Here is a 13,792-nt window from a genome sequence, read left to right as displayed (position 1 = left end):
CCAAGCGGGCCGGCGGCGCGAAGCCCGGCACGGACGACAAGGAGCTCTGACGATGACGCACCTGTACAATATGACACTGGCGGAAATGGAACAGTGGTTGGCCGACATGGGCGAGCCCAAGTACCGCGCCAAACAAATTTTCCAATGGTTATATCAGCATCGCGTCACATCCTTTGACGAGATGACCAACCTGCCCAAAGCGTTGCGCGAGCGCTTGAGCGCCGAAGCGAAACTCGGTACCGCGCGAGAGATCACTCGACAGGTGTCGCGCGTGGACGGAACGGTGAAGTTCCTCCTCGGATGGACGGACGATGTGACGGTGGAGACGGTGTTGATGCGGCACGATTATGGCAACAGCGTGTGCGTCTCCACGCAGGTTGGTTGCAAAATGGGATGCACCTTCTGCGCCTCCACGCTCGGCGGCATGATCCGCCAGATGACGGCGGGTGAAATGGTGGAACAGCTGCTGTACAGCCAGCGCCTGTTGGATGAGTCCGGAGAGCGCGTCTCCTCCATCGTGTTGATGGGATCCGGGGAACCCATGGACAATTACGACGCGGCCATGAAATTCATTGACATCGTCAACGATCCGAACGGGCTCAACATCGGCCAGCGCCACATCACCATTTCCACCGTCGGCCTGGTGCCGGGCATCCGGAGACTGGCCGACGACGGACGGCCCATCACGTTGGCGGTCTCGCTGCACGCGGCAACGGATGAGCAGCGCTCGGCCATGATGCCGGTGAACAAGGCGTATCCGATTGCGAAACTGCTCGAGGCCTGCCACTATTATCATGAGAAGACGGGCAAACGGATTTCCTTTGAATACGCGTTGATTGGCGGAAAGAACGATAGTTTGGAAGACGCCCGTCGATTGGCGGAGTTGCTGCGGGATTTGCCGAGCCACGTCAACCTCATCCCGGTCAACTACGTGCCGGAGCGCAATTACCAACGGACGCCGAAGGAAGAGATCCAGGCGTTTCTGACCGAACTGCGAAATCTCGGCGTGAACGCAACGGTTCGCCGGGAGATGGGGCACGACATTTCGGCTGCCTGCGGTCAATTGCGGGCGGAACACGCCGGGACGGTGTAAACGCCGGCGAAGGGCAAGTGCTTCGATGGAGGGATGGGGAATGCTTTACGCAGCGCGGTCGCACATCGGACTGGTTCGCCAGGTGAATCAGGACAGTTACGCGGTGCACAACGACGTTGGACCGTGGCAGCTGCTGGTTGTGGCGGACGGTATGGGCGGAGCTTCCGCAGGGGAAGTCGCCAGCCGCATGGCGTCGGAGGAAGTCAGCCGCTTTGTGCGCAACGAATTCGAAGCGTTCGCGGATCGGCCGCAGGAACTGTTGGTCGGCGCCGTTCATGCCGCGAACCGAAAGATCTGGGAGGCGGCGAAGACCACCGACGAATACGTCGGCATGGGGACCACGCTCGTAGCCGCGCTGTTCAACGAGGAACAGGTGATTTTTGTCCACGTCGGAGACAGCCGGGGCTATCTCGTACGCACACAGGTTCTGCAGCAGGTGACGAAGGACCATTCCCTGGTCGCCGAGCTGGTGCGCAGAGGCCAGTTGACCGAGGAGGAAGCCCAGCGCCACCCGCAGCGCAATATTGTGACGCGGTCACTCGGCACGGCGGAACAGTCCGATCCCGACGTGGAGGTGCTGGCCTGGGGGCCGGGAGACGTCCTGCTTCTGTGCACGGATGGCCTGACCAACCTCGTGACGCACCAGGAGTTGTCCAACCTGCTCGCCCCCCTTGGCGAGTCGGCGTCCGCCGACGATGTCGAGGCGGCGGCCGACGGACTGATTCGGCTTGCACTCGAGCGCGGGGGACATGATAACATCACGCTGGTGCTCGTTGTTCACCGGGAGAGGAGCGATGAGCAATGAGTCAGCGCTTGGGTGATCGCTACGAACTGCAGGAACAGATTGGCGGCGGTGGCATGGCCGTCGTGTATCGCGCGATTGACACGCTGCTCAATCGCCAGGTTGCTGTGAAAATGTTGCGGTCCCAATTCGCTGGGGATGAAGAGTTTGTGACACGATTTCGGCGCGAAGCACAGTCCGCTGCCAGTCTTTCGCACCCGAACATCGTGAATTTGTACGATGTGGGCGTAACACCCAATCTGGACTACTACATCGTGATGGAATACGTGGATGGTCCGACGTTGAAGGATGTGATTCGCGAACGCGCACCGCTGTCGGTGAAGGAGACACTCGACATCGCGCGGCAGATTTGCGACGCGCTGGAGCACGCGCATGACCACCACATCATTCACCGCGATATCAAGCCCCACAATATTCTGCTGACCAAGTCGGGGCACGTGAAGGTCACCGATTTCGGCATCGCGCGGGCCGCCACCAGCACCACCATCACCCATCACCAGAGCCAGTCCGTGCTGGGGTCGGTGCACTATTTCTCGCCGGAGCAAGCGCGCGGCGCAGCCACGGATGTGAAGAGCGACATTTATTCGCTCGGTGTGGTCATGTACGAGATGCTGACCGGGCAATTGCCGTTTTCCGGGGATTCGCCGGTCAGCGTCGCGCTGAAGCACCTTCGCGAGAAGTTTGTGGAACCGCGACAGATTAACAAGTCCATCCCGCAGAGTGTCGAAAATATCGTCCTGCGGTGTTTGGTGAAATCGCCCGAAGCGCGCTATCCGAACATGAAGGCGGTCAAGGATGACCTGCGGGATGCGCTGCTGCATCCGAACGTGCCGAAGTTCACGGTGCCGGACGACGTGTCGGATGAGACGATTGCCGTTCCCGTGGTGGGAGGGCGCATCTCCGACGCCATTCCGGAGGCGGAGAAAGCCAAGAAGGCCAAGAAGGTCAATCCCACGCCTCGAAAGAGGCGCTGGTTGGGCGTGCTCGGATGGACCGGGGTGGCCGTTGCTGCTGTCATCATCGGTGCGCTGGCCGCCTATTACATCGTCATGCGACTGGTTCAGGTCCCGGATATCGCGATTCCTGACGTGCGCAACAAAACGGTCGCGGACGCGGTGCAGGCGTTGGAAAACGCAGGCGTCAAGAAGTCGCAGATTCAGGAACAGCAAGAGACCAACGCCAAGCCGAAGGGAATTGTCTACGACCAGGACCCGGAGGGGCCTACGCATATTAAAGAAGGTCGAGTCATTACCCTGTACGTGAGCAACGGTCCTCAGCAGATGCAGATGCCGGATCTGTCGGGCATCCCGTTTGATCAGGCCAAGCAAGAACTGATCAGCATGGGCCTGAGTGGTTCCAACATCTCCGAGCAGCAGGTGCAGAGTTCGACGGTTGCCGTGGGGAATGTGGTTGCCTCCACCCCGTCGGCGGGATCCGCCATCACAACGAATACACAGGTGACCCTGCAGGTGAGTCAGGGAGACATGGTCACCGTGCCCAGTGTCATCGGCATGACCGAGTCGGACGCGAAACAGGCGCTGATTGCCGCTGGACTGCAGGTGGGGCCCACCTCATATGTGTCCGGCAACGGAGTAGATGGCACGGTGCTCGATACCACGCCGTCCAAACCGGGCGCCAAAGTTCCTGCCGGGACAACCATCAACCTGTACGTGATCCGCAACAACGGTGAGTCCGGCGGCGGGGCATCGACGTCGAACAACACCACTGGATCCGGCGGTGCACCGGATAACACCGAGACGAAGTCGGTCAACGTGCACGTGCGGACCACGCCCGGACAGTCGATTCACGTGCAGATTTACAAGACGGATGCAACGGGTACGCGCGTTCCCGTGGTGGACCAAACCATCCACGCGACGCAGACCTTCTCGGTGACTCTGTATCTCGCGCCGAACACGAGCGGAGAGATTTTTGTGTATCAAAATGGTCAATTGACCAACGATCAAAAGATTTCGTACTAATGGTCAGAAGGGGGAGAGCCAAGCGTGCTTCACGGCACCGTTATTCGCGCGTTGTCGGGATTTTACGATGTCGTGACGGAGGAAGGAATTCGCCGCTGCCGGGCGCGCGGCGTGTTTCGCAAACGGGGCATCACCGTCTTGGTGGGTGACGCGGTGGCCGTGGAACCCATCGGGGGTGCGGAGGGCGTTGTGGTGGAGGTGTTGCCGCGCAAATCCGCACTGGTCCGCCCGCCCGTCGCGAACGTCGATTTGGCACTGCTGGTGTTCTCCCTGAAGACCCCCCTGTTCCACCACGGTCTGTTGGACAGAGCGCTGGTCACCGCGCAGGCGGGAGGGATTGAACCGTTGATTGTGGTGACCAAGTGCGACCTTGGCACCGAGGCGGAGATTGCCGCGGCAACGGCGCCGTATCGACAGGCGGGGTACGAGACCCTGGCTGTGTCTTCCCTGACGGGGATGGGTGTAGATCAGGTTCGAGTTGCGATGGAGGGGCGCGTGTCGGTATTCGTGGGTCCATCCGGAGCCGGGAAATCATCGCTCGGCAACGCGCTGGCCCCTGCATTGGGATTGAAGATGGGGGATGTCAGTGCAAAATTGGGGCGCGGACGGCACACCACCCGCCACGTCGAGCTGTTCCAACTGGGCGAACGCACGTTTGTGGTGGACGCGCCGGGGTTCAGCCAATTGGAATTGAACATTCCTTCATCTTCGCTGAGGAAGTATTTTCCGGATTTCGAACGCCTGGCCGAGGGGTGTGCGTACCGGGGCTGCCTGCACATCGATGAAACGGAGTGTGCGGTGCAGCGCGCGGTGGCGGAGGGGGCCCTCTCCAGCGATCGATATGCCAGTTATCGCGCATTGTATGAAGAAATTCGCCACAAGGAGGAGACCCGGTATTGAGCATTCGCATAGCACCGTCCATATTGGCGTGTGATTTCGGTGCGTTCGCCGAAGAAACGGCCGCCGTACTGGCGGCGGGGGCGGATTGGATTCACGTGGACATCATGGATGGCGCCTTCGTCCCGAACCTGAGCATGGGGGCCGGTGTGGTCGCTGCACTCCGCAAGCGATTCGATTGCGTGCTCGATGTTCATCTGATGGTGGAACGGCCGGAGCGATTCATCGATGATTTCGCGGACGCGGGGGCGTCCATCATCACCGTACATGCCGAGGCCACCCCGCATGTTCACCGGGCGATTCAAGCGGTTCGGCAGCGAGGATTGATGGCCGGCTTGGCGTTGAATCCGGGGACCGGATTGGACGCCGTGCGGGAATTGGCGACGGACATCCAACTGTTGCTGTTGATGACGGTCAACCCGGGGTTTGGCGGACAGCCGTTCTTGTCGAGCTCCGTGGATAAAGTTCGGCGCGCGCGCCAACTGCTGGATTCGCTCGGCTGCGCGGATGTGCCCATTGAGGTGGACGGCGGCATCTCTCCAACCACCATCGGTCCCGTCAAGGCGGCGGGAGCATCGGTGTTTGTGGCCGGATCGTCCATCTTTGGTGCCCCCGACTACGGCGCGGCCATCGCCTCCCTGCGTGCCGAAGCAGAGGCAGCTCGGTGATTTCCGGGCTCCTGTGCACATATCCTGTGTTATGGAATATATATACCGATGTCAGCAGGGTATCATCGTGTGCTGTGTAGGGTTGAACACAGGGAGGCGAAGCGACGGTGAAGTTTTATACCATCAAACTTCCCAGATTTGTCGGTGGCATCGTCAAAGCATGCATCGGTGTGTTTTCGAGGGACTGATGCGGGTGCGGCATGTCATACAAGGACAAAACAAAAAGGGCACCGCTTGGGTGCTCTTTTTGTTTGCGCTTGATTCAACTGAAAACCGATTCATCGATGCCCGCCGACCCGGCGAACATCGTGGCCGGCGTATTATACAGCGCGTTTCACTTTGCCCGCCTTGAGGCAACGTGTGCATACCTTGATGCGCTTTACGGTACCGCCCTGATTGACCTTCACGGACTGGATATTCGGCAGCCAACGGCGCCGCGTTTTATTCTCCGCGTGGCTCACGAGGTTACCGGTTTGCGGTTGCTTGCCGCAAATCTCACAGCGTCTTGCCATTGTTCCGCACCTCCCTTTTGAGCCGCATCTATTCCATCATAGACCGCTTCACTCGCTGTGGTATTGTAGCACAACCCTTTCCGGCCGCGCAACTGCGCTTTCATTCCACCACCCGGATATAGTACAATTGCACACAGCAGCAGTTGCAGGGGGTGCCCTCATGCCAAAGACAATGGAGACGCCTTTGGGGACCATCGCCGTCTCCGAAGATGTGATTGCAACGACCGCAGGGTTTGCGGCGATGGACTGCTATGGATTGGTCGGCATGGCGTCCAGAAAACAGGTGAAAGACAGTTTGAGCGAACTGCTCGGACGGGAAAATCCGGGGCGCGGTGTGGAAGTTCGCGTGCGCGACGATGAGGTGCAGGTAGATTTGTACATTATTGTGAGCTACGGGATAAATATTTACGAAGTGGCTCAGAACGTTCGGGATAAAGTGCGGTATGTGCTCACCGAGACCATCGGTATCGCCGTTGATAAAGTCAACATCTTCGTGCAGGGCGTGCGCGTGACCACGGAGCGATAGGAGGACAGCAATGACCACCCAATATGTATCGGGTGCCGCGTTCGTTGCGTTGCTGCGTGCAGGGCATGCGCGTTTGAAGGAAATGCGGGATTCCGTGAACGCACTCAACGTGTTTCCGGTGCCCGACGGCGACACCGGCACGAATATGGAGATGACGCTGGCTTCCGGTGTGGCCGCGCTGCCTGATTCCATGGAAGCCAGTTTGAGTGAAGTGACCCAGGCGCTTGCGACCGGTTTGATGATGGGCGCACGCGGGAACTCGGGTGTCATTCTGTCTCAGTTGTTTCGCGGTTTTGCCAAGGCCGGGCGGACCCGTGACGCGTTGGATGTCGTCACGTTTGCCCGGGCTTTGTATGAAGGGGTCCAAATTGCTTACCGCGCGGTCGCGAAGCCGGTGGAAGGCACCATTCTCACGGTGGCGCGGGAGGCGGCTGCCGCTGGTTTGCGCGAGGCCCGACAGGGCCATGATTTCGCCGCCTGGATGGACCATGTGCTGGATGCGGCCGCGCGGGCGCTGCAGCGGACGCCGGAACTGTTGCCCGTGTTGAAGCAGGCGGACGTGGTCGATTCCGGCGGTCAGGGATTGGTGTTTATTTTCGAAGGGTTCGCCCGATGGTTTCGCGGAGGATTGGCCGGAGGGCCGATATCGTCAGCCGAGGATCAACCGATGCCCGGTCAGAGCCAACAAGCGATGGCACCCGCGTTGGACGGTGAATTCGGCTATTGCACAGAGGTACTGGTGCGCGTGCCTGCTGCGGAAACGGACCGGATTGAGGCGGCGTTGCGTCAGCAACTGACAGTGTACGGCGATTCGCTGTTAGTGGTAGCGGCCGAAGATTTGGTGAAAGTGCATGTGCACACCCTGCATCCGGGCCGAGTCCTGGAAGACGCGCTTACGTATGGGCCGCTCGTAAAGATTAAGATAGACAACATGACGGAACAGCACGCGGAGTGGACCATGCATCACGCTGCCAGACCGCCTCGACCTGCGTCGCCGTCGAAGGAGCTCGCCGTGGTGGTGGTGGCCGCAGGGGACGGGATGCGAGACATTTTCCGCAGCCTTGGGGCCGATGTGGTGATTTCCGGCGGGCAGACGATGAATCCGAGCACCGAGGAGATTGTGATCGCTTGCCAATCCACCGGCGCCGCCTCCGTCATCGTGCTGCCGAACAACAAGAACATTGTGATGGCGGCTCGACAAGCGGTTGAAATCCTCGACGATTGCATTCACGTGGTACCGACGGCGACCATTCCCGAAGGCATCGCCGCGATGATGGCCATGCAGGCCGGCATTCCCGTGGAAACGTTGGTGCAGCGGATGCGGGAGCGCAGCGCGTCGGTCCACTCGGGCTTGGTCGTTCGCGCTGTTCGAGACAGTGTGTTTCAGGGGATGGAGATTCGCGAAAATCAGTTTCTCGGCTTTGACAATCAGCGCTTGATTTACGTCGGCAATGCCCGCAGCGAAGCGGTGCGCGCGGTCGTGGAAGCGATGGCTGCAGAGGATGCCGAACTGCTGACGGTATTTTACGGAAATGACGTGTCGGAAGACGAACTGCGTACGCTCGTTGACGTCATTACGTCGGAGACGTCGCTGGAAGTGGAACTGAAGTACGGTGGACAGCCGATATACGACTATATTTTTTCCTTGGAGTAGATTCCCATGCTCCGATCGATTCCGGTTACCCATGTTCCCGGTGTTGGTCAGGCCAAGCAGCGCTGCTTGGCCGAATTGGGTATTGAGACCGTTCACGACCTGCTGCACTATTTCCCGCGTCGTTACGAAGACCGGCGCCCCCGGCCGCTGGAGGCGTTCGGTCCATCGGAACGGGTGACGGTGCGCGCGGTGGTGGAAGGGGATGCGCAGGTTCGATGGCACGGCAAAAAGTCGGTGTGCTTGGCCACGCTGCGTGTCGACTACCGCCAGCGGGTCCGAGGGATGTGGTTCAACCAGCACTACTTGAAACCGAAACTGACCGACGGGCGAATTGTGACCGTCACCGGCCGGTATGATCCGGATCGACAAACGCTGGTCATCTCGCACACGGATTTCGGGGGGCGGCAGGCGGAGGATGGCTTGGTGCCGGTGTACGCGGGCAGCAAGGCGCTGGGTTCCTCGCAATTGCAGGGTATCATCCGGAAAGCGCTGGAACGCTATGCGGATCAATTGGAGGAGCTGTTGTCGCACGACCTGATGCGCAAGTATCGCCTGTGGACACACCGGCAAGCGGTATGCAAGATGCATGAGCCGACTTCGACTGAAGATTTGCGCCAGGCGCATCGGCGCTTGGCATTTGAAGAATTTTTTCTATTTCAGCTACAGTTGCAGTGGTTTCGCGCCACGGTTCAGCCAACGCAGCAGGGAGTGGCGCGCCGCGTCCCGGACGATGCCTGGGACACGTTCCGCGCGTCGCTGCCGTATCCGTTGACCGGCGCCCAGGAGCGGGCCTGCTTGGAAATTGCCAACGATCTGGGGAGCCCGACGGCGATGCATCGACTGCTCCAGGGCGATGTGGGGTCAGGAAAAACCTGGGTTGCGTTTTGGGCAGCCTACGCCGTGTACCGCAACGGGGAACAATCGGCGTTCATGGCGCCCACCGAAATTCTCGCGGAGCAGCACATGGCGGCTGCATCCCAGCGGCTGACACCGCTCGGGATGACCGTTCGACTGTTGACCGGAAGCACGCCGGAGGCAGAACGTCGGCGGCTGCTGCAAGAAATTGCGGACGGCAGCGTGCATTTGGTGATTGGGACCCACGCCCTATTGACCGAAGATGTGGAGTTTGCCAATCTGGGATTGGTGATCACCGACGAACAACACCGGTTTGGGGTGTCACAGCGCGCCATTCTGAGACAGAAGGGACGGGCGCCGGATGTGCTCTACCTGTCCGCCACACCGATTCCTCGGACGCTGGCGTTGGCGGTTTACGGGGATTTGGACGTCACGACGCTGAATGAACTGCCGGCTGGGCGACAACCCATCCGCACCGTTTGGCTGCGAATGTCCGAGGAAGCTGCGGCCATTCGTTTGGCGCGCAGGGAACTGGCGGCCGGACGACAGGTGTACGTTGTGGCCCCGCTGGTCGAAGAGTCGGAGCACATGGCTGACGTCAGGTCCGCCACCGAACTGGAGTCGCACCTGCAGGCGCAATTCGCAGGTTATGCGGTGGCGCTCCTGCATGGGCGCATGCCGTCCCGGGAGAAGGATGCGGTGATGCGGGCATTTGCAGCGGGCGATGTGCGCGTGCTGGTGAGCACCACGGTGATTGAAGTGGGCATTGACGTGCCGAACGCTTCGGTGATGTTGATATACCACGCTGAACGATTTGGGCTGGCGCAGTTGCACCAATTGCGCGGTCGAGTGGGGCGCGGTCCACACGCCAGCCACTGTCTTCTGCTCTCGGACGCCAGTTCCGAATACGCCGTGGAACGGCTGCAGACGATGGTGGCCACGCAGGACGGATTCGAGATTGCCGAGAAAGATCTGGCGCTGCGAGGACCGGGAGAATTCCTGGGCGTCCGTCAGAGCGGTCTTCCGGAATTCAGCGTTGGGGACTTGGCGAAGGACTTCCGGATTATGGAGGTGGCGCGAGACGAGGCGGCGGCACTCATCAAGAATCCGGACTTTTGGCTTTTGCCCGCGTATCAATCGTTGCGGCGGACACTGCGCGAGGTGCCGAAATCGTCGTATTATCGAGATTAACAGCCCGCCGTCGGTGTTGTCGGAGGTGGCGGGCTTTTCGATGAAGAAGTGGGAGTGTACTGATGAAATCCATACTGGGCAGAGTAAAGTTGCGCGTGCTTCCGAAGCGGACCTTGACGGAATGGGTAGGCCATGCGGCGCGCAAGCGTTGGAGTCGCCACCTGATTCCGTGGTATATCCGGCATTACCAAATTGATTGTTCGGAGGCCGAACATGCACCCGAGCAGTATCGCTGCCTGGTGGATTTTTTTGCGCGGGGCCTGCGCGCGGATGCGCGGCCGATTGCGGAAAGCGGCGTGGTGTCGCCTGTGGATGGCACGGTCAGCGAAATGGGGGATATCCAATCGGGAACGCTGCTGCAGGCCAAAGGCAAGACGTATTCCTTGCGTGCTTTGGTGGGCGGCGAGGATTTGGCCGATGCCTTTCAGGCGGGCAGCTACATCACCATTTACCTGAGCCCACGCGATTACCACCGGATTCACGCGCCGCTCGACGGACGTGTCACGTACTGGCGGTACATTCCCGGAAATCTGTACCCGGTGAACGCTGCGGGCGTGGCTCATATTCAGGGTTTGTTCGTGCAAAATGAGCGATTGATCACGCAGTTGGCCACTGACTTTGGCACGTTGGCGCTGGTCAAGGTTGGCGCCACCATTGTCGGAAGCATTCGGACCCCATACGGCCCCCAGTATGAACGGCCCATGCGTCGCAAGCAGCGCTGCATGCAGAGCCAGCACGTGTCTTTACCGGTCCAGCGAGGGCGGGAACTGGGGCGGTTTGAGTTCGGATCGACGGTCATCCTGCTGTTTCCGCCGGGCATGGTCGACCAATTCACGGTACGAACCGGAGACATTGTACGCATGGGACAGCAAATCGCCATTTTGGCCGGTGAGCGCTGAGGGCGCGCCTGGCGACGGATAGATGTTCATCACCTCGGGAACACTGCTCTTGAGGTGATGGCTGTGCAACCGATTCGACGCGCCGTGCGGCTCTGCGGTAAAGGGGTGCGCTGGTACTGGAAATGGATGTGTTACGTCGGCGAAACCTACGGTGATTTTCACGGCCCGTGGTGAACCGGGCGCCTGCGGAACACGCTGGCGCTCATCTTTCACCCGTTTCTTCATCCTTCGTATGGACAACCTCACGTTTGACTCCTATGGCATGACAACGCTTCTCTTGACACGCTTCCACAGAGGTCTGCCACGTTGACCAGAATCACAGTTGCCCGACGCTCGCAAAACTTGTACAGTGGAGTAGAAATACCCTCAGCAATTAGAATGTTGACCGATGAGGTGACCATTGGATGAAGATTTTGATAGCCGGCGGAGACGGGTTTTGTGGTTGGCCGACCGCCCTGCACTTTTCTGCGCGAGGACACGAAGTCGCCATTGCAGACAGCATGATTCGCAGAAAGTGGGACGAAGAACTGGGTACACAGTCGCTGACGCCCATCGTTTCGTTTGAAGAGCGCATTGCGGCGTGGAAAGAAGTCTCCGGGCTAGATATTCGTACATACGTGGGAGATTTGACCGATTATGAATTTGTGGAACATGTGTTCCGCGATTTCGAACCGGAGGCCATTGTTCATTATGCGGAACAGCGGTCCGCTCCGTATTCGATGATTGATCGCGAGCATGCCGTGTTCACTCAGGTGAACAATGTGGTAGGCACCCTGAATGTACTGTATGCCATTAAAGAAATCACTCCTGAATGCCACCTGATCAAATTGGGAACAATGGGAGAATATGGGACGCCTAACATCGATATTGAGGAAGGGTACATTCGCATTCAACACAAGGGACGAGAAGATGTGCTCCCGTATCCGAAACAGCCATTCTCGTTCTATCATTTATCCAAAGTGCACGACAGCCACAATATCATGTTCACATGCAAATCGTGGGGGATCCGGGCTACGGATTTGAATCAAGGGGTAGTGTATGGTCTTTGGACCGACGAAACCCGAAAAGATCCGAGGTTGTACAATCGGATTGATTACGATGGTGTCTTTGGCACGGCGCTGAACCGGTTCTGTATTCAGGCGGCGGTTGGGCACGATCTGACGGTGTATGGAAAAGGGGGCCAGACGCGGGCATTTCTTGATATTCGGGACACGTTGCAGTGCGTGGAGTTGGCCGCGCTGCACCCGGCGGACTTTGGGGAGTTCCGCGTGTTCAACCAATTCACCGAGCAGTTTTCGGTGCTCGATTTGGCGAAGCGCGTCGTCAAGGTGGCGGCGGATATGGGCATGACAGCGAACATCGCGCACCTGGAGAATCCCCGTGTGGAAAAGGAAGAGCATTATTACCACGCCGTACACACCAAACTGCTGGACCTTGGCTTGCAACCCCATCTTTTGTCGGACGAGCTGATTCGCGACCTGATTGAAACGGCCGCCAAATACAAAGACCGGGTTGATTTTGGAGTGATTGCGCCAAACGCCACGTGGAGGTAAGTCGAACGATGCGGATTGCCATGTTCACGGAAACGTTTCTTCCCGGGACGGACGGCATAGTGACACGTCTATGTGCAACGTTGAAGCACCTGAAAACAGCAGGACACGAGGTATTGCTGTTTGCTCCGGAAGGCGGTCCGGAAACCTACGAGTCCGCAACGGTCATCGGCGTCCCATCGTTTCGATTCACGCTCTATCCGGAGAAACGGTTCGCGTTGCCCAGACGTTACATTCGGCGGCAACTGATGGCGTTCAAACCGGACTTGGTACACGTGGTCAATCCTGCGTTTCTCGGTCTCGGCGGGATTTATTACGCCCGCCGCCTCGGCATTCCGCTGATGGCTTCCTATCATACGAACGTGCCGACATATGCGCGTCATTACGGACTGGCGTGGCTCGAGCCGGCGCTCTGGTGGTATTTCCGGACTTTGCACAATCGTGCGAGCATCAATTTGGCCACCTCTCGGGCCATGGTTCAAGAGCTGGTGGCCCACGGTTTTCGCAATGTCGGGCTGTGGGAACGAGGCGTGGATCTCAACCTATACGCGAACGCCACATCGTCGCCGGATTTGCGGCGTCGGTTCGGGGCCACCGGCGATGGGGACAAGGTGCTGCTGTATGTGGGCAGGTTGGCGCCCGAAAAAGGGATTGAGCGGCTGCGTCCTTGCTTGGATAAATTTTCAAATGTCCGACTGGCCATCGTCGGAGATGGGCCGCATCGAAAGCAACTGGAAACGGTGTTTGCCGGTACGCCGACCGTCTTCACCGGGTATTTGCACGGGCCCGAGCTCGCTGCCGCGTACGCGTCGGCGGATGGCTTTGTGTTTCCCTCGACCACTGAAACGCTCGGGCTGGTGTTGTTTGAGGCGATGGCAGCCGGGTTGCCGGTGATGGCAGCCGACAGCCCTCCCACGCGGGAGGTGCTCGAAGATGGTGCCGCCGGCGTGATCTTCAATCCTGACCATCCCGAAGACATGATCCGCGCCATCCAGTCCGTTTTGTTCGATGAGGATTGTCGTTCTCAGGTGCGGGAGCGGGCGCGAATCTTGGTCCAGAATGTGGATTGGGCGCGGCCGACCGAGCAGCTGCTCCAGCACTATCACCAACTGTTGGCGAAGCGCGTACCGGTGATAACGGACGTCGTGCAACAGGGGCGTTCGTGA

13 protein-coding genes are annotated in these 13,792 nt (G+C 59.2%); 12 read left to right on the top strand and 1 reads right to left on the bottom strand.

From position 1 onward, the window contains the following. Positions 1-52: 52 nt before the first annotated feature. The 6 genes from rlmN to spoVM all read left to right on the top strand — a co-directional run bounded on the left by rlmN (position 53) and on the right by spoVM (position 5,627). On the top strand, positions 53-1,093 hold the full coding sequence (gene rlmN, locus G463_RS0108240; RefSeq protein WP_026974786.1) for a dual-specificity RNA methyltransferase RlmN: 1,041 nt from the start codon (positions 53-55) through the stop codon (positions 1,091-1,093). Positions 1,094-1,133: 40 nt separating this feature from the next. Beyond that, positions 1,134-1,898, top strand: coding sequence for a Stp1/IreP family PP2C-type Ser/Thr phosphatase (locus G463_RS0108235; RefSeq protein ID WP_026974785.1), 765 nt, complete (start codon positions 1,134-1,136; stop codon positions 1,896-1,898). Beyond that, complete coding sequence (gene pknB, locus G463_RS0108230; RefSeq protein ID WP_026974784.1) at positions 1,895-3,874, top strand: Stk1 family PASTA domain-containing Ser/Thr kinase; 1,980 nt, start codon at positions 1,895-1,897, stop codon at positions 3,872-3,874. The genes G463_RS0108235 and pknB overlap by 4 nt, the downstream gene beginning before the upstream one ends. A gap of 24 nt (positions 3,875-3,898) precedes the next feature. After that, positions 3,899-4,774, top strand: coding sequence for a ribosome small subunit-dependent GTPase A (gene rsgA, locus G463_RS0108225; RefSeq protein WP_026974783.1), 876 nt, complete (start codon positions 3,899-3,901; stop codon positions 4,772-4,774). Beyond that, entirely contained in the window at positions 4,771-5,439 is a 669-nt protein-coding gene (gene rpe / locus G463_RS0108220) for a ribulose-phosphate 3-epimerase (protein WP_026974782.1), read from the top strand. Before rsgA ends, rpe begins: the two co-directional genes overlap by 4 nt. Positions 5,440-5,546: 107 nt before the next feature. After that, positions 5,547-5,627, top strand: coding sequence for a stage V sporulation protein SpoVM (gene spoVM / locus G463_RS24020; RefSeq protein ID WP_084171400.1), 81 nt, complete (start codon positions 5,547-5,549; stop codon positions 5,625-5,627). 132 nt (positions 5,628-5,759) lie between these two features. Here spoVM and rpmB read toward each other — a convergent pair whose 3' ends face one another. After that, complete coding sequence (gene rpmB, locus G463_RS0108210; RefSeq protein ID WP_026974781.1) at positions 5,760-5,951, bottom strand: 50S ribosomal protein L28; 192 nt, start codon at positions 5,949-5,951, stop codon at positions 5,760-5,762. Positions 5,952-6,111: 160 nt separating this feature from the next. Between rpmB and G463_RS0108205 the strand changes: the two genes are divergently transcribed. The 6 genes from G463_RS0108205 to G463_RS0108180 all read left to right on the top strand — a co-directional run bounded on the left by G463_RS0108205 (position 6,112) and on the right by G463_RS0108180 (position 13,792). Next, positions 6,112-6,477: an Asp23/Gls24 family envelope stress response protein gene (locus G463_RS0108205; protein ID WP_026974780.1), complete on the top strand. Its 366-nt coding sequence runs from the start codon at positions 6,112-6,114 to the stop codon at positions 6,475-6,477. Positions 6,478-6,487: 10 nt separating this feature from the next. Beyond that, positions 6,488-8,131: a DAK2 domain-containing protein gene (locus G463_RS0108200; RefSeq protein WP_026974779.1), complete on the top strand. Its 1,644-nt coding sequence runs from the start codon at positions 6,488-6,490 to the stop codon at positions 8,129-8,131. Between the two features lie 6 nt (positions 8,132-8,137). Beyond that, a complete protein-coding gene (gene recG, locus G463_RS0108195; RefSeq protein ID WP_026974778.1) occupies positions 8,138-10,177 on the top strand; it encodes an ATP-dependent DNA helicase RecG in 2,040 nt (679 codons plus the stop codon). Positions 10,178-10,239: 62 nt separating this feature from the next. Further along, positions 10,240-11,076, top strand: coding sequence for an archaetidylserine decarboxylase (asd, locus tag G463_RS0108190; RefSeq protein ID WP_035486327.1), 837 nt, complete (start codon positions 10,240-10,242; stop codon positions 11,074-11,076). A 404-nt stretch (positions 11,077-11,480) separates the two neighbouring features. Further along, positions 11,481-12,629 carry an NAD-dependent epimerase/dehydratase family protein gene (locus tag G463_RS0108185; protein ID WP_026974776.1) on the top strand — a complete coding sequence of 383 codons (1,149 nt, stop codon included), beginning with the start codon at positions 11,481-11,483 and terminating at the stop codon, positions 12,627-12,629. A gap of 8 nt (positions 12,630-12,637) precedes the next feature. Beyond that, the gene (locus tag G463_RS0108180; protein ID WP_026974775.1) at positions 12,638-13,792 is read left to right on the top strand and encodes a glycosyltransferase family 4 protein; all 1,155 of its coding nucleotides are present in this window, start codon (positions 12,638-12,640) and stop codon (positions 13,790-13,792) included.

Source organism: Alicyclobacillus contaminans DSM 17975, from assembly GCF_000429525.1.
In the GTDB taxonomy this organism is placed as follows: domain Bacteria; phylum Bacillota; class Bacilli; order Alicyclobacillales; family Alicyclobacillaceae; genus Alicyclobacillus_A; species Alicyclobacillus_A contaminans.
This window is presented reverse-complemented; position numbering and strand designations above follow the sequence as displayed.

Excerpts from the sequence above, each read along its gene's own strand:
- G463_RS0108180 (WP_026974775.1), top strand. The coding sequence starts at position 12,638 with ATGCGGATTGCCATGTTCACGGAAACGTTTCTTCCCGGGACGGACGGC.
- G463_RS0108200 (WP_026974779.1), top strand. The coding sequence starts at position 6,488 with ATGACCACCCAATATGTATCGGGTGCCGCGTTCGTTGCGTTGCTGCGT.
- rlmN (WP_026974786.1), top strand. The coding sequence starts at position 53 with ATGACGCACCTGTACAATATGACACTGGCGGAAATGGAACAGTGGTTG.
- G463_RS0108185 (WP_026974776.1), top strand. The coding sequence starts at position 11,481 with ATGAAGATTTTGATAGCCGGCGGAGACGGGTTTTGTGGTTGGCCGACC.
- G463_RS0108235 (WP_026974785.1), top strand. The coding sequence starts at position 1,134 with ATGCTTTACGCAGCGCGGTCGCACATCGGACTGGTTCGCCAGGTGAAT.
- pknB (WP_026974784.1), top strand. The coding sequence starts at position 1,895 with ATGAGTCAGCGCTTGGGTGATCGCTACGAACTGCAGGAACAGATTGGC.
- asd (WP_035486327.1), top strand. The coding sequence starts at position 10,240 with ATGAAATCCATACTGGGCAGAGTAAAGTTGCGCGTGCTTCCGAAGCGG.
- recG (WP_026974778.1), top strand. The coding sequence starts at position 8,138 with ATGCTCCGATCGATTCCGGTTACCCATGTTCCCGGTGTTGGTCAGGCC.
- G463_RS0108205 (WP_026974780.1), top strand. The coding sequence starts at position 6,112 with ATGCCAAAGACAATGGAGACGCCTTTGGGGACCATCGCCGTCTCCGAA.
- rpmB (WP_026974781.1), bottom strand. The coding sequence starts at position 5,951 with ATGGCAAGACGCTGTGAGATTTGCGGCAAGCAACCGCAAACCGGTAAC.